A 23,231-nucleotide genomic window follows, 5' to 3' on the forward strand; every position below is an offset into this window, starting at 1 on the left:
TGATGGAGGGAGACACGATGCACTGGCAAACCCACACCGTTTTTAATCAACCGACCCCGCTGAATAACAGCAATCTGTTCCTGTCCGATACCGCCCTACGTGAAGCGGTGGTCCGCGAAGGTGCCGGCTGGGATGGCGATCTGCTCGCCAGCATTGGCCAGCAGCTGGGGACCGCAGAATCGCTGGAGCTGGGACGCCTGGCCAACAGCAACCCGCCGGAGCTGCTGCGCTATGACGCCACCGGCGCCCGACTGGACGACGTTCGCTTCCACCCCGCCTGGCATCTGCTGATGCAGGGGCTGTGCGCGAACCGGGTGCATAATCTCGCCTGGCAGGAGGATGCCCGTGAAGGCGCGTTTGTCGCGCGCGCCGCTCGCTTTCTGCTTCACGCCCAGGTAGAGGCCGGAACGCTGTGCCCGATAACCATGACCTTCGCCGCGACGCCCCTGCTGCAGCGCGCCCTGCCCGCGCCTTTTGGCGACTGGCTGTCGCCGCTGCTGAGCGACCGTTACGATCCCCACCTCGCCCCGGGCGACCAGAAGCGCGGTCTGCTGATTGGCATGGGGATGACCGAGAAGCAAGGGGGCTCCGATGTGCTGAGCAATACCACCCGCGCGGAGAAAACAGCGGAAGGGTTTTACCGGCTGGTGGGACACAAATGGTTTTTTTCGGTGCCGCAGAGCGATGCGCACCTGGTGCTGGCCCAGGCGCCTGCGGGTCTGTCGTGCTTCTTTGTGCCGCGCCTGCTGCCCGACGGGCAGCGCAACGGGGTGCGTCTGGAGCGCTTAAAAGAGAAGCTCGGCAACCGCTCCAACGCCAGTAGCGAAGTGGAGTTTTATGACGCCTGCGGCTGGCTGGTGGGCGACGAGGGCGACGGCGTGCGGCAGATCCTCAGGATGGGCGGTCTCACCCGCTTTGACTGCGCGCTGGGCAGCCATGCCCTGATGCGCCGGGCCTTCTCCGTAGCGCTGTATCATGCGCTACAGCGTCAGGCGTTCGGTAAAAATCTGGTCGATCAGCCGATGATGCGCCAGCTGCTGGGGCAAATGGCGCTCCGTCTTGAAGGACAGACCGCGTTTCTGTTTCGTCTGGCGCGAGCCTGGGACCGTCGGGATGATGCCCGGGAAAGCGCCTGGGCGCGTCTGTTTACGCCTGCGGCCAAGTTTGCCATCTGCAAGGCCGGTATCCCGTTTGTCGCTGAGGCGATGGAAGTCCTGGGAGGGATCGGCTATTGCGAGGAGAGTGAGTTGCCGCGGTTGTATCGCGAGATGCCGGTCAATAGCATCTGGGAAGGCTCCGGCAATATTATGTGCCTCGATGTGATGCGGGTGCTGAGCAAGCAGCCGGCGGCGATGGAGCTGCTGGCCGCGGAGTGTGCGGAGGTGAAAGGACAGAACCGCCATCTCGACCGCGCATGGCGTCAGCTGCAGCAATTGCTGAAACGACCCGCCGAAGAGCAGGGCAGAGAGATTGCCCGGCTGGTCTATCGTCTGGGGGCGGGGGCGCAGATGCTGCGTTTCGCTTCGCCGCCGCTGGCCGAAGCCTGGTGCCGGATGATGCTCGACACGCGCGGCGGCATACGTCTTGACGCGCCGACCCTCGACGACCTGCTGCTGCGGGCCATGGGGCGGGGGCGCCAGGCGCCTCAGGCGTAGAGAATGGCCTGCACGCGCCAGCTGTCCGGCTGTTGTTCCTCGTACATCTGAATAATGCGATACCAGGAGGCGCCTTGCTCGTCCGCTTTGCGGGCAATGGCGTGCTCCACATCCTGTTGGCTGCCGGAAAGATTAGCGACGGAGATCAGACCGATTTCATTCAGGCCGGTAACGCAATCCGCGCTGGCGAATTCGGCTGACTGCGCGGACGTGTTGGCCGTCGCAGTGGTTAACAGCAGGCTGGATAGGGTAAAAGATCGTTTCATCGTCAGCTCCATTTCACGTAGTCCCAAGGGCAGTCCGTTGCTAACGTCCTGCCAGGTGGCTGGCCGAACGTTATTATGCACAGGAGAACGTGAATGGACGCAAAGCTGTGTAAAGCAGATTTAAAGACGCCGCCTCGTCATCGACGATAGAGGATCGCCTGCGAATACCACTGGCCGGGTACCATGGTGTCATCGATCATGATGATGACGTAGTAATCGGCTTTGGCCGCTTCTGCTTTGGCCTTCAGCGCCGCTTCGACATCCATCGGCGAACCGTACATCAGTACGCTCACCGTGGCCATTTTCTGCAGGCCAGCCGTCTGGTTGCGCTGGATCTCCTGCGGATGGTCGGTGGCGGGCGGCGGGGCTTCCGGCGTTCCCTGCAGAGCACTACACCCGCTGAGGACGATAGCCAGTAACCACGGAGACAACCTGCGCATAACCATATCTCGTTTCCTGATAGTGATAGTGTAGTGGTAGCCTTAACAGGATTTCCGGGGAATGTTCCCGAACTGTTATCTCTGACGCGATTTTCGAATGAAAATGTTGTGAAAGCGTAACCGGGTTCTCAACATTATGAATCGTAGCAAACTGGGTTGCCTGGTGAATGCATTTTCCCATGCCGCCTAACCACAATAGAGAAGGGAGACGATAAATGATTGCACTAGAAATGCGCAACCTCGGCGGTGGCGAAATTTTGCATGCCTGCCCGCAGGAGAGTCTGGACAAACCACTGCCCTGTATCGTCTTTTATCATGGCTTTACCTCGTCGAAACTGGTTTACAGCTACTTTGCGGTGGCGCTGGCCCAGGCGGGTTTCCGGGTGATTATGCCGGACGCGCCGGAGCATGGCGCGCGCTATCACGGTGATGAGACCGGGCGGATGCAGCGCTTCTGGCCGATCCTGCAGCAGAATTTCAGCGAGTTTCCCGCGCTGCGCGAGGCGATTATCGCCGAAGGCTGGCTGGAAGGAGAGCGACTGGCGGTGGCGGGGGCGTCGATGGGGGGAATGACGGCCCTGGGTATCATGACGCACCATCCCGAGCTGAACAGCGTCGCCTGCCTGATGGGATCAGGCTATTTTCGTTCGCTGTCGCAAACCCTGTTTCCCTCGCCTGGCTTTGATGGCGACAGCCTCAGCGAATGGGATGTCAGCCATCAGCTGGCGTCGCTCGCCCGGCGGCCGCTGTTGCTCTGGCATGGCGATGCCGACGACGTGGTGCCGCCGGAAGAGACCTTCCGCCTTGAGCAAGCGCTCAGGCAGAGCGACCTTGCAGCCAGGCTGACCTGCGTCTGGCAGAAAGGCGTCCGCCATCGCATCACCCCGGAGGCGCTGGCCACGACGGTCGCCTTTTTTCAGCAGCATCTTTAAACGCGGATCACGCTGACGCCCTGGTCCTCAAGCTGCTTGAGGATCGCGGCATCGGCCTGTTTGCCGGTGATCACCACGTCAATTTGCCCGGCCTGGCTGAATAGCATTCCGGCGCGCTCGCCGATCTTGCTGCTGTCGACCAGCACCGCCAGCTTGCCGACCACGCTGAGCATTTTCTGCTCGGCCATGGCGGTCAACATATCTGTTTTGTATAACCCCTCGGCGGTTAACCCTTTGCCGCTGGTGAACATCCAGTGCCCGGCATAGAGGCTGTTTTCACTGCCGTGGGGGCTGAGGGTGATGGCGTGGCTGCGGTTGTACTGCCCGCCCATGATAATCACGCTGTCGTGTTCCTGGTCGATCAGGTAGTTGGCCAGCGGCAGATAGTTAGTGATGATCTGCACCGGTTTGCCGCACAGTTCACGCCCCAGCAGAAAGGCGGTGGAGCCGCAGTTGATGACGATGCTCTCACCCGGCGCGATCAGTTGCGAAGCGGCGCGCGCAATACGCACTTTTTCATCCAGATTCTGCGCCTGGTGGATATTCATCGGCGTCCAGCGGGGGCGCTGCTCGCTAATGGCTTCCGCGCCATTGCGTACCTTTTTCAGTTTGCCGCTTTCATCCAGCTTGTTGATATCACGTCGGGCCGTTGCGGGTGAGATCCCGAGCCGCGACATCACCTGCTCTACGGTAACAAACCCCGTTTGGGCGAGCAGATCCAGCAGAATTTGGTGCCTTTGCGCTTCCGTCATGAGCGAATCCGATTAAAAGTGAACGGCAAAGATGATATTTGAAATCATGTGAAAATACTAACCCTCAGGCGGGGTATTTCCGGCAGGCAGGGCCTGCCGGAGGCGGTTTACAGGAAGGATTTGAACGGCAGATCTGGCTCGATGGTGAAGCAGTCGTCGAAGCCGCGCGGGTAGTGATATTCGAAATTGTCTTTATCCAGCGGCCAGGTAAATTTGCCGCCGACCTGCCAGATAAACGGCTTGAAGCCGTACTTCAGACGATCTTTTTTCATCTCCCACAGGACGCGGATCTCCTGCGGATCGGCCTGAAAGTTCGACCAAATATCATGGTGGAACGGGATCACCACCTTCGCGTTGAGCGACTCTGCCATGCGCAGGATATCGGCGCTGGTCATTTTGTCGGTGATCCCGCGCGGGTTCTCGCCATACGAGCCGAGGGCGACGTCAATCTGATGCTCGTTGCCATGCTTCGCGTAATAGTTGGAGTAGTGGGAATCGCCGCTGTGGTACAGGTTGCCGCCCGGTGTTTTAAACAGATAGTTGACCGCGCGCTGGTCCATCCCGTCCGGCAGCACGCCGGCGGCTATTTGATCCGCCGGGAGGGTGATCAGCGCGGTACGGTCGAACGCGTCGAGCGCGTGGATCTCAATGTCCTTAATCTTCACGACATCGCCGGGCTTCATGACGATACAGCGCGCTTTCGGCACGCCCCAGCCGATCCACATATCGACGCAGGTTTTCGGGCCGATAAACGGCACATCGGCCGAGCAGTTCTGCATGACGGCGGCGGCGACGTTGACGTCAATATGATCGTTGTGATCGTGTGTCGCGAGGACCGCGTCAATCTGGCGAATGGCGAATGGATCGAGCACGAACGGGGTGGTGCGCAGATTGGGCTGGAGCTTCTTCACCCCTGCCATCCGCTGCATCTGATGGCCGGTTTTCATCAATGGATTGCCGTGGCTCTGCTTGCCGGTGCCGCACCAGAAATCGACGCAGACGTTGGCGCCGCCTTCGGATTTCAACCAGATGCCGGTACAGCCCAGCCACCACATGGCGAAGGTGCCGGGCGCAACCTGCTCCTGCTCAATCTCTTCATTCAGCCAGCTACCCCATTCCGGAAAGGTGTTCAGGATCCATGATTCACGGGTGATGGTCTGTACTTTACTCATCGCGGTCTTCCTCGTGTATTTTCAAAAGTAATCATTATTTGATTGGTTTTGATTTATGTTGTCACTGTGCTTCCAGGATTGCAATCATGTTTTCCATCCCTTTTGCGATCTGATACGTATGATCTCCCGTCTTTTTCACAGCTTACGTGCCTTGGTTTTTGTTTTATCTATATGATTTAAAATGTTTATTTTTGTTGCATTATAAATGAATGGAAATAACCTGAATGAAGGAAAGGATTATTGCGGTGTGCGTCACATTTAATCAAATTTAATCTTGTTGTGATTATTTTTGATTATTAGAGTGAGCAACGAGAAATGCTGAGCGTAAGGCGCGTTCAGCGCCTTCACCATCGGGAGTGTGTTATGGCAATCCTCTACAACATCTTTACCGTTTTCTTTAATCAGGTGATGACTAATGCCCCGCTGCTGCTGGGTATCGTGACCTGCCTGGGCTATATCCTGCTGCGTAAAAGCGTCAGCGTGATTATCAAAGGCACCATCAAAACCATTATCGGTTTCATGCTGTTACAAGCCGGCTCCGGTATCCTCACCAGCACCTTTAAACCGGTGGTGGCGAAAATGTCAGAGGTGTACGGCATTAACGGCGCCATCTCTGACACCTATGCCTCGATGATGGCGACCATCGACCGGATGGGCGAGGCGTATAGCTGGGTGGGCTACGCGGTGCTGCTGGCGCTGGCGCTGAATATCTGTTACGTCCTGCTGCGCCGGATTACCGGCATCCGCACCATCATGCTGACGGGCCATATCATGTTTCAGCAGGCGGGGCTGATTGCGGTCTCGTTCTTTATTTTCGGCTACTCCATGTGGACCACCATCATCTGCACCGCGGTGTTGGTGTCACTCTACTGGGGCATTACCTCCAATATGATGTACAAGCCTACTCAGCTGGTCACCGACGGCTGCGGTTTTTCTATCGGGCACCAGCAGCAGTTCGCCTCGTGGATTGCCTACAAAGTGGCGCCCTGGCTGGGGAAAAAAGAGGAGAGCGTCGAAGACCTCAAGCTGCCCGGCTGGCTGAACATCTTCCACGACAACATTGTTTCCACCGCGATTGTGATGACTATCTTCTTCGGTGCGATCCTGCTCTCTTTCGGCATTGACGTGGTGCAGGCGATGGCGGGTAAAACCCACTGGACGGTCTATATCCTGCAGACCGGTTTCTCCTTCGCGGTGGCGATTTTCATCATCACTCAGGGCGTGCGGATGTTCGTCGCCGAGCTGTCCGAAGCCTTCAACGGTATCTCGCTGCGTCTGATCCCCGGGGCGGTGCTGGCGATCGACTGCGCCGCTATCTATAGCTTCGCGCCGAATGCGGTGGTCTGGGGCTTTATGTGGGGCACCATCGGTCAGCTGATTGCCGTCGGCATTCTGGTCGGCGTCGGCTCCCCGATTCTGATTATTCCAGGTTTTATCCCTATGTTCTTCTCCAACGCGACGATTGGCGTTTTTGCCAACCACTTTGGCGGCTGGCGCGCGGCGCTCAAAATCTGCCTGGTGATGGGCATGATTGAAATATTCGGTTGCGTATGGGCGGTGAAACTCACCGGCATGAGCGCCTGGATGGGGATGGCGGACTGGTCGATTCTGGCGCCGCCGATGATGCAGGGCTTCGCCTCCGTCGGGCTGGCGTTTATGGCCGTCATCATCCTGATTGCACTGGCTTATATGTTCTTCGCCGGCCGCGCGCTGCGCGCCGAGGAGGACGCGGAAAAAAAACTGGCAGAGGCCTCTGCCCAATAAGGAGTTCTGATTATGACCGTACGTATTCTGGCTGTGTGTGGTAACGGGCAAGGCAGTTCCATGATCATGAAAATGAAGGTGGACCAGTTTCTGACGCAATCCAACATCGACCACACGGTAAACAGCTGCGCGGTAGGTGAATACAAAAGCGAGCTGAACGGCGCGGATATCATCATCGCTTCAACCCATATCGCGGGGGAGATTACCGTCTCCGGTAATAAACATGTGGTGGGCGTGCGTAACATGCTTTCGCCAGCGGATTTCGGTCCCAAGCTGCTGGAGGTGATTAAAGCTCACTTCCCGCAGGACGTGAAATAAGGAGCGGCCATGAAACTTCATGAATCGCTGGCGCAGAACCACTCCATCCGCCTGCAGGCGGAAGCGGAAACCTGGCAGGAGGCGGTAAAAATCGGCGTCGATCTGCTGGTGGCCGCCGACGTCGTGGAACCGCGCTATTACCAGGCCATTCTCGACGGCGTGGCCGAGCACGGCCCCTATTTTGTGATTGCCCCCGGGCTGGCGATGCCGCACGGGCGGCCGGAAGAGGGCGTCAGGAAAACCGGGTTTGCGCTGGTGACCCTGAAAAAACCGCTGATTTTCAACCACGAAGATAATGACCCGGTCGACATTCTGATCACCATGGCGGCGGTTGACGCCACCACTCACCAGGAGGTGGGGATTATGCAGATCGTTAATCTGTTTGATGATGAAGCCAATTTCGACCGTTTACGCGCCTGCCGCAGCGAGCAGGAAGTGCTGGATTTAATTAAAAACGCCACCGCGGCGGCTGTTTAAAAGGAACACTATCATGTCATTACCTATGTTACAGGTCGCACTGGACAACCAAACGCTGGCCAGCGCCTACGAGACCACCCGCCTGATCGCCGAAGAGGTGGATATCATTGAAGTCGGCACCATCCTTTGCGTCGGGGAAGGGGTGCGTGCGGTGCGCGATCTGAAAGCGCTGTACCCGCATAAAATTGTGCTGGCGGACGCCAAAATCGCCGACGCCGGCAAGATTCTGTCGCGGATGTGCTTTGAAGCCAACGCCGACTGGGTCACGGTGATCTGCTGCGCCGATATCAATACCGCCAAAGGGGCGCTGGATGTCGCCAAAGAGTTCAACGGCGACGTTCAGATCGAGCTAACCGGCTTCTGGACCTGGGAGCAGGCGCAGGCATGGCGCGAGGCGGGCATCCAGCAGGTGGTCTATCACCGCAGCCGCGACGCGCAGGCGGCGGGCGTGGCGTGGAGCGAGGCGGATATCAGCGCAATTAAGCGTCTGTCCGATATGGGCTTCAAAGTGACCGTCACCGGCGGCCTGGCGCTGGAGGACCTGCCGCTGTTCGCCGGCATCCCCATCCACGTCTTTATTGCCGGGCGCAGCATCCGCGATGCCGCTTCGCCGGTGGAAGCGGCGCGCCAGTTTAAACGCTCTATCGCCCAGCTGTGGGGTTAAGGAGCGGCTATGTTGGCGAAACAAATTCCGCTCGGCATCTATGAAAAAGCGCTCCCCGCCGGGGAGTGCTGGCTGGAGCGGCTAAAGCTGGCGAAAGCGCTGGGCTTTGATTTTGTGGAAATGTCCCTCGATGAAACGGACGCTCGCCTTGCACGGCTGGACTGGAGCCCGGAGCAGCGTCTGGCGCTGGTCAAGGCGGTGGCCGAAACCGGCGTCCGGGTGCCATCGATGTGCCTGAGCGCCCATCGCCGTTTTCCACTGGGCAGCGAAGATGACGCGGTGCGTCTTCAGGGGCTGGAAATCATGCGCAAAGCCATCCAACTGGCGCAGGATGTCGGGATCCGGGTGATCCAGCTGGCAGGTTACGACGTCTATTACCAGCAGGCGAACGATGAGACGCGGCGCCGCTTTCGCGATGGCCTGAAAGAGAGCGTCGAGATGGCCAGCCGGGCCCAGGTAACCCTGGCGATGGAGATTATGGACTACCCGTTGATGAACTCGATCAGCAAAGCGCTGGGCTACGCCCATTACCTGAATAATCCGTGGTTCCAGCTTTATCCCGATATCGGCAATCTGTCGGCGTGGGATAACGACGTCCAGATGGAGCTGCAGGCCGGCATGGGGCACATCGTGGCGGTGCACGTCAAAGATACCCGGCCCGGCGTCTTTAAAAACGTGCCGTTCGGCGAAGGGGTCGTCGATTTTGAACGCTGCTTCGCAACCCTCAAACAGACCGGCTACTGCGGCCCGTATCTGATTGAGATGTGGAGTGAAAGCAGCGCGGATCCGCTAGCGGAAGTGGCGAAGGCGCGCGACTGGGTGAAAGCGCGGATGGCCCGCGCCGGGCTGATGGAGGCGGCGTAATGCAACAACTGAAACAGCAGGTGTTCGAGGCCAATATGGATCTGCCGCGCTACGGCCTGGTGACCTTCACCTGGGGCAATGTCAGCGCGATTGACCGGCAGCGCGGGCTGGTGGCGATCAAACCCAGCGGCGTGGCCTACGACGCCATGACCGTCGATGACATGACGGTGGTCGATCTGCAGGGCAACGTGGTGGAAGGACGCTGGCGTCCCTCCTCTGATACCGCTACCCATCTGGCGCTCTATCGCCGTTATCCCGGCCTTGGCGGGGTGGTGCATACCCACTCGACGCACGCTACCGCCTGGGCGCAGGCGGGGCTGGCGATCCCGGCGCTCGGCACCACTCATGCGGACTACTTCTTCGGTGATATCCCTTGCACCCGGGCGCTTAGCGCGCAGGAGGTGGATGAGGCCTACGAGCTGAACACCGGGAAGGTGATTATCGAAACGCTGGGCGAGACAAACCCGTTGCATACGCCGGGGATCGTCGTCTATCAGCATGGGCCGTTCTCCTGGGGGAAAGACGCCCACGAGGCGGTGCACAACGCGGTAGTGATGGAAGAGGTGGCGCGCATGGCGTGGATTGCCCGCGGCATTAATCCGCAGCTGCAGCCGATTGATAGCTGGCTGATGGAAAAACATTTTCTGCGTAAACACGGGCCGAACGCCTACTACGGGCAGAAGTAAACGACGCGCTCCGGGGCTTTCACCGTCACGGTGAAACAACTGGTCTGGCCCCGGAGCTGTTTTTTAGCCCTGACGATAAGCTGACGGCATAGCGCGCATGCCGATGAGCGTGACCACGCAAATTATCGCGCCAGCGTAAAACGTCGAAGCGGCGCCGAAGGTTTCCCACAGCACTCCGGCGCAGGTACTGGCCAGCAACAGCGCCAGGCCGCTCATCAGGTTGAACATACCGAACGCCGTGCCGCGTAGCTCCGGCGGCGCCGTATGGGCGACCATCGCCGCCAACAGCCCTTGGGTCATCCCCATGTGAATTCCCCATAGCGCGACCCCGACCAGCAGCGTGCTCCAGTGGCCGCTGAGGGCCAGCACGATATCGGCGAGGATCAGCACCAGCAGTCCCCACTGCAGCAGTTTGCTGTGGCTCATGCTGTCAGAGAGCTTGCCGAACGGGTAGGCCGTAACGCTGTAGACGAGGTTCATCGCCACCATCACCAGCGGAATAGTAAACAGCGGGATCTCCATCTGCTGGGCGCGCAGCACCAGAAAGGCTTCGCTGAAGCGGGCAAGGGTGAAGATGCTACCGATGGCGACCACCCACCAGTAGGCGGCGGAGAGCTTTTGCAGATTTTCGCGCTTCAGCGGATTACTGCGTTTATGACCGATGGCGGATTTTGGCTCCTGCAGACCAAAACCCAGCAGGAGAATGGAGAGCACGGCGGGAATAACCGCCACCCAGAATATGGCGTGAAAATCGTTGGCCCAGAGAAACATCAGCAGCACAGCCAGCAGCGGGCCGAGAAAGGCGCCAATGGTATCCAGCGCCTGACGCAGCCCGTAGGCAGCGCCGCGGATCTCCGGTGGGGTGACGTCGGCGACCAGCGCGTCTCGCGGCGCGCCGCGAATGCCTTTGCCTACGCGGTCTATCATGCGGGCGCTAAACACCACGCCGGCGGTCGGGGCGATGGCAAACAGCGGCTTGCTGAGCGCGCCCAGGCCGTAGCCCAGCAGCGCCAGCCCTTTGCGCTTGCCGACGTAGTCGCTGATCGCGCCGGAGAAGACTTTCAGGATCAGGGCGGTGGCTTCCGCCAGCCCCTCGATAAGACCGATAATGATCACGCTGGCGCCGAGGGTGGTGGCCATAAACAGCGGTAAGAGACTGTGGATCATCTCGGACGACACATCCATCAGCAGGCTGACGCCGCCGAGCACCCAAACGCCTTTGGGAATACGGCCTAAGGTGGCGAAACGCGGAACCATCCATTACTCCTGATTATCAAAAAACAGACTGATGATTAAATCAGGTTGCAATGACGCTGATAAGTCGGTTTATAAAATAATTCTCAATTGCGTTTAGGTGAGGGTTTCGCTTCGCCCCTCGCGAGGAGAGGCGAAGAATGGGCCCGGCGTTAGCGGTATATCACCGCGCTGGCGCGAAGCGGGCCGTTGGTTTCTGGTTCATGCATCAGGATGGGCTGGAAGTATTTCGCCCCCTGCGCATCGCTCAGCTGGCTAAGGGCCTGTTCAGCCTCGTGCTCAGTGGCCATATTATGATTGATATAGATAACGCCGAGGCTCTGCACGTCGTCCATGTTGCGGGCCTGTCGTTCGGTGATTTGGATAGCTGCCAGCGCGTTGGCGCTGAAGAAAAGCGCAGCCATCATGGCGATGATTTTCAGTTTCATATACTACGCTCCTGACTGACAGTCCTGACGCTGACTCGGGGGCTCTCCTGTGGTCGTTGGGCTTTGATATAAGTGTAATCGCTGCGCGTTCGTCGCATGGCGACCTTTTCTGATGCAGTTGTTCAAAAAAATGCCGCTTCCTTTGCTGGTTAATTTTAAATCACCCACTTAGCGCAACTTGACGCATAGTGCGAATTATTTGTGCAAATGCGCTTGTGTTCCTGGGGGGCCGCCATTAGAATGACGCGTCAATTTTTCAGCCGCCCTTTAACACGTTCCTTGCCTCCATGGGCCGCGGCTGACCCAGACAGGAGGCTGAATAATCCGTAAGGAGCAATTCGATGCGTCATTACGAAATCGTTTTTATGGTCCATCCTGACCAGAGCGAACAGGTTCCGGGCATGATCGAACGTTACACTGGTGCAATCACTGCAGCAGCAGGTACGATCCACCGTCTGGAAGACTGGGGCCGCCGTCAGCTGGCTTATCCGATCAACAAACTGCACAAAGCTCACTACGTTCTGATGAACGTTGAAGCGCCGCAGGAAGCGATCGATGAGCTGGAAACTAACTTCCGCTTCAACGACGCCGTTATCCGCAGCATGGTAATGCGTACTAAGCACGCTGTTACCGAAGCATCTCCGATGGTTAAAGCGAAAGACGAGCGCCGTGAGCGTCGCGAAGATTTCGCCAACGAAACCGCAGATGATTCTGAAGCTGGGGATTCTGAAGAGTAATCCTGATGACCAACCGTCTGGAGCTGTCCGGCATTATTTGCAGGACTCCACTTCGTAAGGTCAGCCCGTCAGGAATTCCTCACTGCCAGTTCGTGCTTGAGCATCGTTCAGTGCAGGAGGAAGCCGGTTTTCACCGGCAGGCATGGTGTCAGATGCCCGTTATTATTAGCGGTCACGAGAACCAGGCCATTACTCACAGTATAACGGTCGGTAGCGCAGTAACCGTTCGAGGGTTCATCTCTTGCCATAAGGCAAAGAACGGCTTGAGCAAAATGGTTCTGCATGCCGAGCAGATTGAATTGATAGATTCTGGAGACTAGCCATATGGCACGTTATTTCCGTCGTCGCAAGTTCTGCCGTTTCACCGCGGAAGGCGTTCAAGAGATCGACTATAAAGATATCGCTACGCTGAAAAACTACATCACCGAAAGCGGTAAGATTGTCCCGAGCCGTATCACCGGTACCCGTGCAAAATATCAGCGTCAGCTGGCACGCGCTATCAAACGCGCTCGCTACCTGTCCCTGCTGCCGTACACTGATCGTCATCAGTAATCGGTCACGGTCCATTAATACGACTTTGAGAGGATAAGGTAATGCAAGTTATTCTGCTTGATAAAGTAGCAAACCTGGGTAGCCTGGGTGATCAGGTTAACGTTAAAGCGGGCTATGCTCGTAACTTCCTGGTCCCGCAGGGTAAAGCTGTTCCTGCTACCAAGAAAAACGTTGAATTCTTCGAAGCGCGTCGCGCTGAACTGGAAGCCAAACTGGCTGACGTTCTGGCAGCTGCTGAAGCTCGTGCTGCGCAGATCAACGCCCTGGAATCCGTAACCATCGCGTCTAAAGCTGGCGACGAAGGTAAACTGTTCGGTTCCATCGGTACTCGCGACATCGCTGACGCTGTCACTGCAGCAGGCGTTAAAGTTGCTAAGAGCGAAGTTCGCCTGCCGAACGGCGTTCTGCGTAACGTTGGCGAGCACGAAGTGGACTTCCAGGTTCACAGCGAAGTATTCGCTAAAGTTATCATCAACGTGGTTGCTGAGTAATCGGCATCTGACGTTCTGGTAACAACAAACCGCCGGCCTTGTGCCGGCGTTTTGCTTTCCAGAGCCCTTCATTTTGCGGCGGCGTAACGCTCGCTGTCGTCTTCTCTGCTAGCGCGCACGCACAAAACTGCCATTCGACTGGCGGGTAAACAGCACCTGCTGACCATTGCCGGTATCAATAGTGAGCCCGGTGACCACGCCGTTGGCGTTCTGCCGAATCTGCACCGTCTGTCCGCTCTGCAACGTGCTTAATGGTTTACCAGCGCCTTCAACCTGCGCCATGGCGTAGACGTCGGTGGCCGGCAGCCCATGATCGCGGAACAGCTGGGCCAGGGTTTTGCCCGACTCGATGCGATAGGTTCGCCACTGTTGCTCAATGCCCGGCGCGGACTGCTGCGATGAGGATTGATAGGGCTGGGAGGCAGCGGGCTGTTGCGTTTGCGCCTGGTCCGGTTGCTCATCCTGAATCGGCTCCGGGGCGACCGGTGCCATCTGGTCGGCATCGCTCACGGTAGGCGTATTGGTGATCGGCGGCAGGGGAACGGCCTGATTGCCGCCAGCTTGCGGCTGGGACTGCGACTGCAGATTCAGATTTGCTTCACGGCTGGTGGTCGCCGGGTTTTGGCTATCGTCAGAGGGAAGCAGAATGCCGATGATAACCAACAGGAAGCCAGCGATAATTCCCCGGCGGTGCATCGGGGGCAGTGGGTCCAGGAGGCGAAAATGATCCGGGGCGTGCCAGATTTTCGCCAGGGTAGATGTCAGTTCAAAGCGCCCGGGCATGGCTTTCCTCCTGCTCCGCATATTTTTATCCTGCATATGAGTATAGATGGCTAACGTCCTGATGACCGGAACAAAGTGAAGTTAACCTGATGCCGCCTATTGTTTCTTTTTCGCTGAGATTTGTCATCATCCGCCGACAAAGTTTTACCCATTTCGCTATGGCTGTTATGCTTCCGGACGCTTTTCTCTTGATGTTTATCACCCAAAAAAGGAACAAAGATGGCAACCCCAACTTTTGACACTATCGAAGCGCAGGCAAGTTACGGTATCGGCTTGCAGGTTGGACAACAGCTGAGCGAATCCGGCCTGCAGGGGCTGCTGCCGGAAGCGTTGGTGGCGGGTATCGCCGATGCGCTGGAAGGTAACCAGCCGCAGGTGCCGGTAGAAGCCGTCCACCGTGCGCTGCGTGAAATCCACGAGCGCGCCGACGCCGTGCGTCGCGAGCGTTTCCAGGCGATGGCCGCTGACGGCCAGAAGTACCTTGATGAAAACCGCGAGAAAGAGGGTGTGAACAGCACCGAGTCCGGCCTGCAGTTCCGCGTGCTGACCCAGGGCGAAGGCCCGATCCCGGCCCGTACCGACCGCGTACGCGTGCACTACACCGGCAAACTGATCGACGGCACCGTCTTCGACAGCTCCGTCGCCCGCGGCGAACCGGCAGAGTTCCCGGTGACCGGCGTAATCGGCGGCTGGATTGAAGCGCTGACCCTGATGCCGGTAGGTTCCAAATGGGAACTGACCATCCCGCACAACCTGGCCTACGGCGAGCGCGGCGCTGGCGCGTCGATCCCTCCGTTCAGCACCCTGATCTTCGAAGTTGAACTGCTGGATATTATCTAAACAGCAGAGGCTTCCTCTTCCCCAGCGGCGGGGGAAGCCACAAAAATAGCGTAAAATCCTTAAGTTAAAAATTAATTGGAATTATGTTTTGCATTCATCGCATATGGGTGTATTTTTGTGAGCTATTTCGCGTTAGATGAGTGATATAACACTCACTTTAAACATAAAATTAACATTATATCTAAATCATAGTATTCATCCCTCCGATTCTTACCTAATATCGACTAGCCCTTGCTGGGGTTAATGACAGACGACAGGCCATCAGAGCCTGAACAACACAGACAGGTACAACAGGAAGAAATCACATGGTAGATCAGGTTAAAGTCGCTGCTATCGAGCAGGAGCCGACTGAACAATCGCTACGGCGAAATCTCACAAACCGACATATTCAGCTGATTGCAATTGGCGGGGCGATCGGCACTGGATTATTTATGGGTTCTGGCAAAACCATCAGCCTTGCCGGGCCATCCATTATTTTTGTTTATATGATTATCGGTTTTATGCTGTTTTTCGTTATGCGAGCCATGGGCGAATTACTGCTGTCGAACCTCGAATATAAATCCTTCAGCGACTTCGCGGCCGATCTGCTGGGCCCCTGGGCGGGCTACTTTACCGGCTGGACCTATTGGTTCTGCTGGGTGGTGACGGGGATGGCGGACGTGGTGGCGATCACCGCCTACGCGCAGTTCTGGTTTCCCGGACTCTCCGACTGGGTCGCGTCGCTGGCGGTGATCCTGCTGCTGCTGGGCCTGAACCTTGCCACCGTCAAAATGTTTGGCGAAATGGAGTTCTGGTTCGCGATGATCAAAATCGTCGCCATCGTGGCGCTGATCGTGGTCGGCCTGGTGATGGTCATGATGCATTTTAAATCGCCGACCGGCGTCGAAGCCTCTTTCGCGCATCTGTGGAATGACGGCGGCTGGTTCCCTAAAGGGCTGAGCGGCTTCTTCGCCGGCTTCCAGATTGCGGTATTCGCCTTCGTGGGGATTGAGCTGGTCGGTACCACTGCGGCTGAGACCAAAGACCCGGAAAAATCCCTGCCGCGGGCGATTAACTCCATCCCGCTGCGTATCATTATGTTCTACGTCTTCGCATTGATTGTGATTATGTCGGTGACGCCGTGGAGCTCCGTGGTGCCGAGCAAGAGCCCGTTCGTTGAGCTGTTCGTGCTGGTCGGTCTGCCGGCGGCGGCGAGCCTGATTAACTTCGTGGTGCTGACTTCCGCAGCCTCCTCAGCCAACAGCGGCGTCTTCTCCACCAGCCGTATGTTGTTCGGTCTGGCGCAGGATGGTCAGGCGCCGAAGATGTTCGCCAAGCTGTCGAAGCGTGCGGTGCCGGCGAAGGGCTTAACCTTCTCCTGCATGTGCCTGCTGGGCGGTGTGGTGATGCTGATGGTCAACCCGAGCGTGATCGCCGCGTTCACCATGATCACCACGGTGTCGGCGATCCTGTTCATGTTCGTCTGGACGATTATCCTTTGCTCTTACCTGGTCTATCGTAAAAAGCGTCCGCAGCTGCACGAGAAGTCCAAGTATAAGATGCCGCTGGGCAAATTAATGTGCTGGGTGTGCATGGCCTTCTTCGTCTTCGTACTGGTGCTGTTGACCCTCGAAGATGATACCCGTGAAGCGCTGATGGTCACCCCGCTGTGGTTTGTTCTGCTGGGTGCGGGCTGGCTGTTTGCCGGCAAAAAACGTCTGGCGAAATAAACGAAAATTTTAACGTTGCTTGCAACGGATCGTCATAAAAAAGGCCACTCAAAGTGGCCAAATAAGACGGACAATGTCGAGGGCGCCTGCGGGCGCCTTTTTCTTTACTTACCGGCGAGCGCACGCGGGAACAGCACGTTATTTTCCAGACTGATGTGCTCCATCAGATCGTCGATCATCTCGTTGATACCGTTATACATTGCCTTCCAGGTGGTGCAGGCTTCCGGCGGCGGCGTCACGTTATGGGTGATATGTTTGATTACCTCGAGCAGTTCGCCCGCTTCATCATGCTCGCTTTCCATTACGCCGATCGGGCCCCCGGCCTGGGCGCCCATCCCCTGTTTGATCATCGGAAACAGGATCTGCTCCTCTTTCATCATGTGGCTGGAGAGCTCCTGCTGCAGCATGGTCAGGTACTTCGTCAGCCCTTTCGGCACATTCGGTTTATCGGCGTGGACCCGTTCAACCTTGGTGGCTTGCAGGATCAGCTCCGGCAGCTGTTCGCGGTGCCGGTCATGATAGCGAACGATGATACGGTCGATGATCTCCGCCAGAGGCGCCGCGCGCCAGTCGCGGGTGATAGGCTCCCCGGCCAGTTTCTCCAGCTCGGCCTCAATCACCGCGACATCCAGCGCTTTGCGCGATGCGGCGCGCGCCAGCGTCTGTTTGCCGCCGCAGCAGTAATCCATATCGTATTGACGGAACAGGGCGGAGGCGCGCGGGATGGTCAGCGCCAGCTCGCCTAAAGGTTGGTCACGGAAAGCCATAGCAGTTACCTCGTCATCAGGAATATAAGATGTATTTTAAATGCATCTTTTTGGCGAGGGAATACCCCTTAATAGGGCCCGGCTACTTTTTTTCGTTCGTCAGCGGTTGCAACGTTGGTTTTTCCGGCCTGGCGCGGACGGCGGAGACCACGCCGAGCACCAGCAGCAGGATACCGCTCAGGGTCAGCAGCGGCGGTAAACTTTGCCGCAACAGAAAGGTATACAGAAGCCCGGCCAGGGTTTCGAAAACGATAAGCGGCCCGAGGATCACCGTCGGTAATCGTTGACTGGCAATATTCCAGCACAGCGCGCCGACCCATGAGCAGAGCACCGCGATGGCCAGCATCAGCGTAATAAACACCGCCGGGCGCGGGCCGAAGGGCAGGGGGAACCCGGCCTGCTGACCGTGCAGCCAGGCGCAGGCGGCGAGATAGCCGGCCAGCGAAACCGGAAGCGTCACCAGCGCCTGAGCGGTAGCCCACATCATCGGCGGTTGATGCGGGTTCTCCCGAAGCCAGCGGGCGTTGCGCAGGGCATACCAGGCCCAGCAGACCACCGACCCCAGCGCCAGCGCAATGCCGGAGCCGTAGCGCCACGGGCTAAAATCAGGCAGCCCCTGGCGCAGTTCCGCGACGTTAACGCAGATCAGGCCGACGGCGATGCAGACCAGCGCCGGAAACAAGCGCCGCCATGGCAGCTTTCCGTCGCGCTGGCTGTAAAGCAGATTGGCGAAGACCGGCAATACCACCGGCAGCGTGCCGATAATCATGGTGGAGACCGGCGCCCCGGTACGCTGAATGGCGCTGGCCAGGCAGACGTAATAGATAAGATTTCCCATCATCGTCAGACCCAGCGCGGTCCACCAGTCGTTCCGGCTCAGCTGGCGCAAACGCGCGCGCCCGAGCCATGCCAGCGGCAGGGCGATCAGACCCAGCGCCAGATAGCGTCCCATCGACTGCAGCATCGCCGGATACTCTGGCACCAGCAAAGGCCCGACGAAAATTAAACCCCACATCAGCCCCGCCAGCAGGGCATACAACACACCACTAATCATCATTGCATCCATTGTCATCACTGTTGTCTGCAGTGTAGAAGGAGGCCGGGCGGGAATATTGTATGAGATTGCGCATCAGCGCCTGGCGACCTGCTTCTGATAGCGTACCGGCGTAATGCCGTAACGCTGGGTGAAGGCGCGGGTCAGGTGAGACTGGTCGGTGAGGCCGACGGCTATCGCCACTTCGGCGGCGGGCATGCCGTGGGTGAGAAACGCTTTGGCGCGCCACAGGCGGATGGCCATCAGCATCTGATGGGGCGTTACGTGATAGTGGGCTTTAAACTGGCGCTGAAAGTGGTACGGGCTCAGCGCCGCCACCTGCGCCAGCTCGTCGAGGGTGATGGGGCGCATATAGTTATCATGCAGGTAGTCGCGCACGCGGTCGAAGCGATGCCCGGCCTCACCCTGCGCCGAGGCATGGTGGGCCAGAGGGCGGAAGGCGTCGATGAGGTCGAGTAGCATTCCCTGCTGGGCCAGCGCATCTTCGCTGTGCCACAGACCGTAAATCAGCTGGCCAATCCGCCGGGACCGCAGGGGATCCTCGCGAACCACCTCGCTGAACCACCAGTCGCGCACCCCGGTGATGGCTTCCAGACGGTCGGGCTCCAGATAAATCATCCGGTAGCGCCAGCCGTCGGCGGTTTCCGCTTCGCCGGTGTGCAGCTCGTCGGGATTCATGGTGACAATGGCGTTGGCGGCGGCAATGTGCTGACTGCCGCGGTAGCGAAAGCGCTCGGCGCCCTGCTCAATCACGCCAATGCCGAAAGCTTCGTGGGTATGGGGTTCAAAGGCGTAGCGGGAGATATGGGCGTGGTAAAGCTCTACCCCGGGCAGCTGTTCGAGATGGCGAAAGCGCGCGCGATCTTTTTCATCACTAAATTGGGGTGGTACGCCCTGCATGCCTGCCTCCCGACGATTAATCTCTTCAATATGAGAGAGGAACCGCCGGGACGCAACCGCAAAAGCTGAGAGGGGCGGTTACAGAATGCCTTTCACGCTTTCGGCAAGGGAGGTGGTCGGACGGCCGATCAACGTACTCAGGGTGCGGCTGTCGTCAAACAGCCCGCCTTTCGAGGCGCCGACGTCGGAGTCTGCCAGCATATCGGCCAGACCCGCCGGCAGGCCGACGCTTTTCAGCGCGGCGGCAAAGTCGGCTTCGCTGAGGTTTTGGTAGACCACGTTTTTACCGCTTTGCTTGCTCAGCTCAGCAGCCAGGTCGCTCAGCGTCCAGGCGTTATCACCCGCCAGTTCATAAACTTTCCCTGCATGGCCTTCACCGGCGATAACGCGGGCGGCCGCGGCGGCATAATCTGCGCGGGTAGCGGAGGCAATTTTACCTTCGCCGGCGGCGCCGATAAACACGCCGTGCTCCAGCGCCGGCGGCGCGCTGGCCAGATAGTTTTCAGTATACCAGCCGTTACGCAGCAGGGCGTAAACGATACCCGAGTCGGCCAGCATCTGCTCAGTTGCAATATGCTCTGCGGCCAGGCCCAGCGGCGAAGTGTCGGCGTGCAGCAGGCTGGTGTAGGCGATGAACTTCACCCCAGCGGCTTTGGCGGCGTTGATGACGTTGCGGTGCTGTACGGCGCGCTGGCCGACTTCGCTGGAGGAGATTAACAGCAGTTTATCCACTCCCTGCAGCGCGGCGGTCAGCGCCGCTTCGTCGCTATAGTCGGCCTGGCGGACGACAACGCCCTGCTGGCTGAGAGTCTGGGCTTTGGCCGGGTTGCGGACAATCGCCACAATCTGGCCGGCAGGGACGGTTTTAAGCAGGTCTTGCAGAACGTAGTGGCCAAGCTGGCCGGTAGCACCGGTAAGAGCGATCATTAGTCTTCTCCTTCGTGTTTAGTGGCAGTTGTGGTAAGCTAACACCTTAACTAACTTTTAGTAAGTACGTACAAAAAGGTAAGTGTGAAAATGGCCGAACCGACGCTGAGCGAGAAACTGCGCAATGGCAATTTGTTTGCGGAACAGTGCCCGTCGCGCGATGTGCTTAAACATGTCACCAGCCGCTGGGGCGTGTTGATTCTGGTGGCGCTGCGCGAAGGAACCCATCGCTTCAGCGATTTGCGGCGCAAAATGGGCGGAGTCAGCGAAAAAATGCTGGCGCAGTCGCTGCAGGCCCTGGAGCAGGATGGTTTTATCGACCGCGTCTCTTATCCGGTGGTGCCGCCGCACGTTGAATATAGCCTGACGCCGCTCGGCCTGCAGGTGAGCGAGAAGGTGGCGGCCCTGGCGGACTGGATCGAGGTTAATCTGCCGGCGGTGCTGGCTAGCCACGAGGAGTGAAAATGTATCACTCCCTGTAGCCCCGGTAAGCGCAGCGCCACCGGGGAGATGTTCCCGGATAGCGGCTGGCGCCTTATCCGGGCTACCCGTCAGCTCCGGTTTGTAGCCCCGGTAAGCGCAGCGCCACCGGGGAGATGTTCCCGGATAGCGGCTGGCGCCTTATCCGGGCTACCCATCAGCTCCGGTTTGTAGCCCCGGTAAGCGCAGCGCCACCGGGGAGATATTTCCGGATAGCGGCTGGCGCCTTATCCGGGCTACTCGTCAGCTCCGGTTTGTAACCCCGGTAAGCGCAGCGCCACCGGGGAACAGGGATTACTGACTCAAATCCAGCTGATAAATGGCGAAGCCGATATCATCGGTGGCCACCTGACGCATCGGATACTGGGCTTTCTCTTTGATAAACGCCGCGGCTTTGTCGCCAGGCGAGGTCTCAAAACGGATATCCAGCGGCGTCTTACTGTGGATCGGCGCCAGACGCCAGTTGTTATCCGCCGCCGGATGGATCGCGCCATCCTTCTTCGATTGCGCGCCAATCCACGCCGCCAGCACTGAACGGTTTTCATCCGGTGAGGCGAAGGCGATATGGCTTTCGCCGGTGCCAGCGAATTTACCGCCGTACGCGCGATAGTTATTGGTGGCGACCAGGAAAGTGGCCTGCGGATCGACCGGTTTGCCGTTGAAGGTCAGGTGCTTAATACGCTCTGCCTGCGGATGGATCATCTGACATTCGCCGTCGTAGCGGGCCGGCTGAGTGACGTCGATCTGGTAGTTCACCCCGTCAATCACGTCGAAGTTATAGGTGCGGAAGCCGTCCCAGTTGATCAGCGACTGCGGCTTGCTGCTGGCGGGATCGATCTGATTAAACTGCCCGGCGGAGCACTCCAGCCACTCCTTGACCTCCTTCCCGCTGACCTTCATCACCACCAGGGTGTTCGGGTAGAGATAGAGGTCGGCGGCGTTGCGGAAGGTAAGCTGGCCTTTTTCCACTTCCACGAAGCTCGCCGGATCGTTTTTACGCCCGCCGACTTTAAACGGCGCGGCAGCGGAGAGTACCGGTAGTTTCGCCAGATCCGGGTCGCCCTGAATGTAGTGTTCAACGTAGGCTTTCTGCGCCATGTTGACTACCTGCACCGTCGGGTCGTCCTGCACCAGCGCCAGATAGCTGTACATGTTGTCGGCGGACTTGCCGATCGGCTTACTGACGAACTCGCGAGTAGCGTCGTGATCGGCTTTCAGCACCGCCACCAGCTTACCGTCTTCGTCCGCCAGCGATTTCTTCGCCACCGCGTCGTAGATTGGCCGTGCTTCCGCTTTACTCTGAGTCACCTGCCATTTGCCGCTGTCGTTGTTCAGCACCAGATCGACCACCCCGAGATGATCGCCCCACATTCCCGGCATCACCGCCGGTACGCCGTTCAGCGTCCCTCTGGCGATATCCGCGCCTTTAATGTTGGCGAAGTCTTTGCCTGGGAATACCGCGTGGGCGTGGCCGAACATGATGGCGTCAACGCCGGGCACCTGGCTTAAGTAGTAGACTGAGTTCTCGGCCATCGCCTGATACGGGTCGGCGGAGAGGCCGGAGTGAGCGACCACTACCACCACATCAGCCCCTTTCGCCCGCATCTCCGGGATATATTTGCGCGCGGTTTCGGTAATGTCGTTGACCGTCACTTTGCCGCTAAGATTGGCTTTATCCCAGGTCATGATCTGCGGCGGCACAAAGCCGATATAGCCGATGCGCAGGGTGTGGGATTGACCTGCGCTGTCCTGAACCGGGGTATCCTTGATCAGGTACGGGGTGAACAGCGGTTTGCCGGTTTTGGCATCGATGATATTGGCGTTCACGTAGGGGAATTTCGCCCCGGCTAGCGCCTTGTGCAGGAAGTCGAGGCCGTAGTTGAATTCATGGTTGCCCAGGTTGCCGACGGCATAATTCAGGGTATTCATCGCCTTATACACCGGATGAACATCGCCCTCTTTCAGTCCCTTGGCGGCCATGTAGTCGCCCAGCGGGCTCCCCTGGATGACATCCCCGTTATCCACCAGTACGCTGTTTTTCGCTTCTGCCCGCGCCTGTTCAATCAGGGTGGCGGTACGCACCAGGCCGAATTTCTCCGTGGCGGCATCTTTGTAATAGTCAAAGTCCATCATATTGCTGTGCAGATCGGTGGTTTCCATGATCCGCAGGTCGACCGTTGCGGCGTTGACGCTGGCGGCGATCAGCGTGGCCAGGAGCGTTGCGCTAAACTTAATCATCAGAGGCGTCCTTTTTTATGAGCGATAGCACAGAAGAAAATGTATTTATATTCTGTTGCTTACAGAAATGTGAATCTTGCC

General features: G+C 58.2%; 27 protein-coding genes. 15 read left to right on the plus strand and 12 right to left on the minus strand.

The features are described 5' to 3' along the window. Positions 1-17: 17 nt before the first annotated feature. Positions 18-1,655, plus strand: a complete 1,638-nt coding sequence (locus ACQUTP_RS19475) for an isovaleryl-CoA dehydrogenase (RefSeq protein WP_023319565.1) — start codon at positions 18-20, stop codon at positions 1,653-1,655. Here the strand turns inward: ACQUTP_RS19475 and yjfN are convergent. After that, positions 1,646-1,921: a DUF1471 family protease activator YjfN gene (gene yjfN, locus ACQUTP_RS19480; RefSeq protein ID WP_004206450.1), complete on the minus strand. Its 276-nt coding sequence runs from the start codon at positions 1,919-1,921 to the stop codon at positions 1,646-1,648. The genes ACQUTP_RS19475 and yjfN overlap by 10 nt on opposite strands. A gap of 137 nt (positions 1,922-2,058) precedes the next feature. Then, positions 2,059-2,367, minus strand: coding sequence for a biofilm peroxide resistance protein BsmA (gene bsmA / locus ACQUTP_RS19485; protein ID WP_004206451.1), 309 nt, complete (start codon positions 2,365-2,367; stop codon positions 2,059-2,061). Between the two features lie 209 nt (positions 2,368-2,576). Here bsmA and yjfP point away from each other — a divergent pair, with 209 nt between their 5' ends. Continuing rightward, entirely contained in the window at positions 2,577-3,293 is a 717-nt protein-coding gene (gene yjfP / locus ACQUTP_RS19490) for an esterase (protein ID WP_004206452.1), read from the plus strand. On the opposite strand, the gene ulaR is transcribed toward yjfP, so the two are convergent. Beyond that, the gene (gene ulaR, locus ACQUTP_RS19495) at positions 3,290-4,045 is read right to left on the minus strand and encodes an HTH-type transcriptional regulator UlaR (protein WP_004206453.1); all 756 of its coding nucleotides are present in this window, start codon (positions 4,043-4,045) and stop codon (positions 3,290-3,292) included. The two genes, yjfP and ulaR, sit on opposite strands and share 4 nt — an antisense overlap. A 107-nt stretch (positions 4,046-4,152) precedes the next feature. Then, positions 4,153-5,217, minus strand: coding sequence for an L-ascorbate 6-phosphate lactonase (ulaG, locus tag ACQUTP_RS19500; RefSeq protein WP_080847904.1), 1,065 nt, complete (start codon positions 5,215-5,217; stop codon positions 4,153-4,155). A 363-nt stretch (positions 5,218-5,580) separates the two neighbouring features. Here ulaG and ulaA point away from each other — a divergent pair, with 363 nt between their 5' ends. Genes ulaA through ACQUTP_RS19530 form a run of 6 tightly spaced genes read left to right on the plus strand, consistent with a single transcriptional unit; the run spans position 5,581 to position 9,990 of the window. Then, positions 5,581-6,981 carry a PTS ascorbate transporter subunit IIC gene (gene ulaA / locus ACQUTP_RS19505; protein ID WP_017900593.1) on the plus strand — a complete coding sequence of 467 codons (1,401 nt, stop codon included), beginning with the start codon at positions 5,581-5,583 and terminating at the stop codon, positions 6,979-6,981. Between the two features lie 12 nt (positions 6,982-6,993). Further along, positions 6,994-7,299 (plus strand): PTS ascorbate transporter subunit IIB, encoded by a 306-nt coding sequence (gene ulaB, locus ACQUTP_RS19510; RefSeq protein ID WP_002885682.1) that lies wholly within the window; start codon positions 6,994-6,996, stop codon positions 7,297-7,299. 9 nt (positions 7,300-7,308) lie between these two features. Next, complete coding sequence (gene ulaC, locus ACQUTP_RS19515) at positions 7,309-7,776, plus strand: PTS ascorbate transporter subunit IIA (protein WP_023319570.1); 468 nt, start codon at positions 7,309-7,311, stop codon at positions 7,774-7,776. Positions 7,777-7,789: 13 nt separating this feature from the next. Beyond that, positions 7,790-8,440, plus strand: coding sequence for a 3-keto-L-gulonate-6-phosphate decarboxylase UlaD (gene ulaD, locus ACQUTP_RS19520; protein WP_008807179.1), 651 nt, complete (start codon positions 7,790-7,792; stop codon positions 8,438-8,440). A gap of 9 nt (positions 8,441-8,449) precedes the next feature. After that, positions 8,450-9,304 carry an L-ribulose-5-phosphate 3-epimerase gene (locus ACQUTP_RS19525; protein WP_017900591.1) on the plus strand — a complete coding sequence of 285 codons (855 nt, stop codon included), beginning with the start codon at positions 8,450-8,452 and terminating at the stop codon, positions 9,302-9,304. After that, positions 9,304-9,990, plus strand: a complete 687-nt coding sequence (locus tag ACQUTP_RS19530; RefSeq protein WP_043519299.1) for an L-ribulose-5-phosphate 4-epimerase — start codon at positions 9,304-9,306, stop codon at positions 9,988-9,990. The genes ACQUTP_RS19525 and ACQUTP_RS19530 overlap by 1 nt, the downstream gene beginning before the upstream one ends. Positions 9,991-10,053: 63 nt before the next feature. Here ACQUTP_RS19530 and ACQUTP_RS19535 read toward each other — a convergent pair whose 3' ends face one another. Both ACQUTP_RS19535 and ACQUTP_RS19540 read right to left on the minus strand, forming a co-directional pair. After that, complete coding sequence (locus ACQUTP_RS19535; RefSeq protein ID WP_032456882.1) at positions 10,054-11,247, minus strand: MFS transporter; 1,194 nt, start codon at positions 11,245-11,247, stop codon at positions 10,054-10,056. Between the two features lie 149 nt (positions 11,248-11,396). Continuing rightward, positions 11,397-11,672 (minus strand): DUF1471 domain-containing protein, encoded by a 276-nt coding sequence (locus ACQUTP_RS19540; RefSeq protein ID WP_004206463.1) that lies wholly within the window; start codon positions 11,670-11,672, stop codon positions 11,397-11,399. A 341-nt stretch (positions 11,673-12,013) separates the two neighbouring features. Here ACQUTP_RS19540 and rpsF point away from each other — a divergent pair, with 341 nt between their 5' ends. From rpsF to rplI, 4 genes are read left to right on the plus strand one after another with little or no spacing between them, the layout of a single operon-like run. Further along, positions 12,014-12,409, plus strand: coding sequence for a 30S ribosomal protein S6 (gene rpsF, locus ACQUTP_RS19545; RefSeq protein WP_002885691.1), 396 nt, complete (start codon positions 12,014-12,016; stop codon positions 12,407-12,409). Positions 12,410-12,414: 5 nt separating this feature from the next. Then, a complete protein-coding gene (priB, locus tag ACQUTP_RS19550; RefSeq protein WP_002885722.1) occupies positions 12,415-12,729 on the plus strand; it encodes a primosomal replication protein N in 315 nt (104 codons plus the stop codon). Positions 12,730-12,733: 4 nt separating this feature from the next. Then, the gene (gene rpsR, locus ACQUTP_RS19555) at positions 12,734-12,961 is read left to right on the plus strand and encodes a 30S ribosomal protein S18 (RefSeq protein ID WP_000135199.1); all 228 of its coding nucleotides are present in this window, start codon (positions 12,734-12,736) and stop codon (positions 12,959-12,961) included. A gap of 41 nt (positions 12,962-13,002) precedes the next feature. Continuing rightward, positions 13,003-13,452 carry a 50S ribosomal protein L9 gene (rplI, locus tag ACQUTP_RS19560; RefSeq protein ID WP_004206464.1) on the plus strand — a complete coding sequence of 150 codons (450 nt, stop codon included), beginning with the start codon at positions 13,003-13,005 and terminating at the stop codon, positions 13,450-13,452. A gap of 108 nt (positions 13,453-13,560) precedes the next feature. Here rplI and ACQUTP_RS19565 read toward each other — a convergent pair whose 3' ends face one another. After that, positions 13,561-14,235, minus strand: coding sequence for a LysM-like peptidoglycan-binding domain-containing protein (locus tag ACQUTP_RS19565; protein ID WP_023319573.1), 675 nt, complete (start codon positions 14,233-14,235; stop codon positions 13,561-13,563). Between the two features lie 219 nt (positions 14,236-14,454). On the opposite strand from ACQUTP_RS19565, the gene fklB reads away from it, so the two are divergent. Further along, a complete protein-coding gene (gene fklB, locus ACQUTP_RS19570; protein ID WP_002886687.1) occupies positions 14,455-15,075 on the plus strand; it encodes an FKBP-type peptidyl-prolyl cis-trans isomerase in 621 nt (206 codons plus the stop codon). A gap of 305 nt (positions 15,076-15,380) precedes the next feature. Next, positions 15,381-16,784 carry a D-serine/D-alanine/glycine transporter gene (cycA, locus tag ACQUTP_RS19575; protein WP_004206470.1) on the plus strand — a complete coding sequence of 468 codons (1,404 nt, stop codon included), beginning with the start codon at positions 15,381-15,383 and terminating at the stop codon, positions 16,782-16,784. 104 nt (positions 16,785-16,888) lie between these two features. On the opposite strand, the gene ytfE is transcribed toward cycA, so the two are convergent. The 4 genes from ytfE to ACQUTP_RS19595 all read right to left on the minus strand — a co-directional run bounded on the left by ytfE (position 16,889) and on the right by ACQUTP_RS19595 (position 20,432). Beyond that, a complete protein-coding gene (gene ytfE / locus ACQUTP_RS19580; RefSeq protein WP_069734326.1) occupies positions 16,889-17,551 on the minus strand; it encodes an iron-sulfur cluster repair protein YtfE in 663 nt (220 codons plus the stop codon). A gap of 82 nt (positions 17,552-17,633) precedes the next feature. Continuing rightward, entirely contained in the window at positions 17,634-18,605 is a 972-nt protein-coding gene (locus ACQUTP_RS19585; protein ID WP_004206472.1) for a DMT family transporter, read from the minus strand. Between the two features lie 75 nt (positions 18,606-18,680). Next, entirely contained in the window at positions 18,681-19,505 is an 825-nt protein-coding gene (locus ACQUTP_RS19590; protein WP_004206473.1) for an AraC family transcriptional regulator, read from the minus strand. A gap of 78 nt (positions 19,506-19,583) precedes the next feature. Beyond that, a complete protein-coding gene (locus ACQUTP_RS19595; RefSeq protein WP_285755476.1) occupies positions 19,584-20,432 on the minus strand; it encodes an SDR family oxidoreductase in 849 nt (282 codons plus the stop codon). A gap of 90 nt (positions 20,433-20,522) precedes the next feature. Between ACQUTP_RS19595 and ACQUTP_RS19600 the strand changes: the two genes are divergently transcribed. After that, positions 20,523-20,894, plus strand: coding sequence for a winged helix-turn-helix transcriptional regulator (locus tag ACQUTP_RS19600; protein WP_004206475.1), 372 nt, complete (start codon positions 20,523-20,525; stop codon positions 20,892-20,894). A gap of 312 nt (positions 20,895-21,206) precedes the next feature. Here the strand turns inward: ACQUTP_RS19600 and cpdB are convergent, their stop codons facing one another. Continuing rightward, positions 21,207-23,150, minus strand: a complete 1,944-nt coding sequence (cpdB, locus tag ACQUTP_RS19605; protein WP_135716059.1) for a 2',3'-cyclic-nucleotide 2'-phosphodiesterase — start codon at positions 23,148-23,150, stop codon at positions 21,207-21,209. Positions 23,151-23,231: the final 81 nt, after the last annotated feature.

Origin of the sequence: Klebsiella sp. 2-CIP_Kleb., from assembly GCF_050378715.1 — a bacterium.
GTDB classification, from domain to species: domain Bacteria; phylum Pseudomonadota; class Gammaproteobacteria; order Enterobacterales; family Enterobacteriaceae; genus Klebsiella; species Klebsiella quasipneumoniae.

Coding starts and splice junctions, on each gene's coding strand:
- ACQUTP_RS19475 (WP_023319565.1), top strand. CDS start 18: ATGCACTGGCAAACCCACACCGTTTTTAATCAACCGACCCCGCTGAAT.
- yjfN (WP_004206450.1), bottom strand. CDS start 1,921: ATGAAACGATCTTTTACCCTATCCAGCCTGCTGTTAACCACTGCGACG.
- bsmA (WP_004206451.1), bottom strand. CDS start 2,367: ATGGTTATGCGCAGGTTGTCTCCGTGGTTACTGGCTATCGTCCTCAGC.
- yjfP (WP_004206452.1), top strand. CDS start 2,577: ATGATTGCACTAGAAATGCGCAACCTCGGCGGTGGCGAAATTTTGCAT.
- ulaR (WP_004206453.1), bottom strand. CDS start 4,045: ATGACGGAAGCGCAAAGGCACCAAATTCTGCTGGATCTGCTCGCCCAA.
- ulaG (WP_080847904.1), bottom strand. CDS start 5,217: ATGAGTAAAGTACAGACCATCACCCGTGAATCATGGATCCTGAACACC.
- ulaA (WP_017900593.1), top strand. CDS start 5,581: ATGGCAATCCTCTACAACATCTTTACCGTTTTCTTTAATCAGGTGATG.
- ulaB (WP_002885682.1), top strand. CDS start 6,994: ATGACCGTACGTATTCTGGCTGTGTGTGGTAACGGGCAAGGCAGTTCC.
- ulaC (WP_023319570.1), top strand. CDS start 7,309: ATGAAACTTCATGAATCGCTGGCGCAGAACCACTCCATCCGCCTGCAG.
- ulaD (WP_008807179.1), top strand. CDS start 7,790: ATGTCATTACCTATGTTACAGGTCGCACTGGACAACCAAACGCTGGCC.
- ACQUTP_RS19525 (WP_017900591.1), top strand. CDS start 8,450: ATGTTGGCGAAACAAATTCCGCTCGGCATCTATGAAAAAGCGCTCCCC.
- ACQUTP_RS19530 (WP_043519299.1), top strand. CDS start 9,304: ATGCAACAACTGAAACAGCAGGTGTTCGAGGCCAATATGGATCTGCCG.
- ACQUTP_RS19535 (WP_032456882.1), bottom strand. CDS start 11,247: ATGGTTCCGCGTTTCGCCACCTTAGGCCGTATTCCCAAAGGCGTTTGG.
- ACQUTP_RS19540 (WP_004206463.1), bottom strand. CDS start 11,672: ATGAAACTGAAAATCATCGCCATGATGGCTGCGCTTTTCTTCAGCGCC.
- rpsF (WP_002885691.1), top strand. CDS start 12,014: ATGCGTCATTACGAAATCGTTTTTATGGTCCATCCTGACCAGAGCGAA.
- priB (WP_002885722.1), top strand. CDS start 12,415: ATGACCAACCGTCTGGAGCTGTCCGGCATTATTTGCAGGACTCCACTT.
- rpsR (WP_000135199.1), top strand. CDS start 12,734: ATGGCACGTTATTTCCGTCGTCGCAAGTTCTGCCGTTTCACCGCGGAA.
- rplI (WP_004206464.1), top strand. CDS start 13,003: ATGCAAGTTATTCTGCTTGATAAAGTAGCAAACCTGGGTAGCCTGGGT.
- ACQUTP_RS19565 (WP_023319573.1), bottom strand. CDS start 14,235: ATGCCCGGGCGCTTTGAACTGACATCTACCCTGGCGAAAATCTGGCAC.
- fklB (WP_002886687.1), top strand. CDS start 14,455: ATGGCAACCCCAACTTTTGACACTATCGAAGCGCAGGCAAGTTACGGT.
- cycA (WP_004206470.1), top strand. CDS start 15,381: ATGGTAGATCAGGTTAAAGTCGCTGCTATCGAGCAGGAGCCGACTGAA.
- ytfE (WP_069734326.1), bottom strand. CDS start 17,551: ATGGCTTTCCGTGACCAACCTTTAGGCGAGCTGGCGCTGACCATCCCG.
- ACQUTP_RS19585 (WP_004206472.1), bottom strand. CDS start 18,605: ATGATTAGTGGTGTGTTGTATGCCCTGCTGGCGGGGCTGATGTGGGGT.
- ACQUTP_RS19590 (WP_004206473.1), bottom strand. CDS start 19,505: ATGCAGGGCGTACCACCCCAATTTAGTGATGAAAAAGATCGCGCGCGC.
- ACQUTP_RS19595 (WP_285755476.1), bottom strand. CDS start 20,432: ATGATCGCTCTTACCGGTGCTACCGGCCAGCTTGGCCACTACGTTCTG.
- ACQUTP_RS19600 (WP_004206475.1), top strand. CDS start 20,523: ATGGCCGAACCGACGCTGAGCGAGAAACTGCGCAATGGCAATTTGTTT.
- cpdB (WP_135716059.1), bottom strand. CDS start 23,150: ATGATTAAGTTTAGCGCAACGCTCCTGGCCACGCTGATCGCCGCCAGC.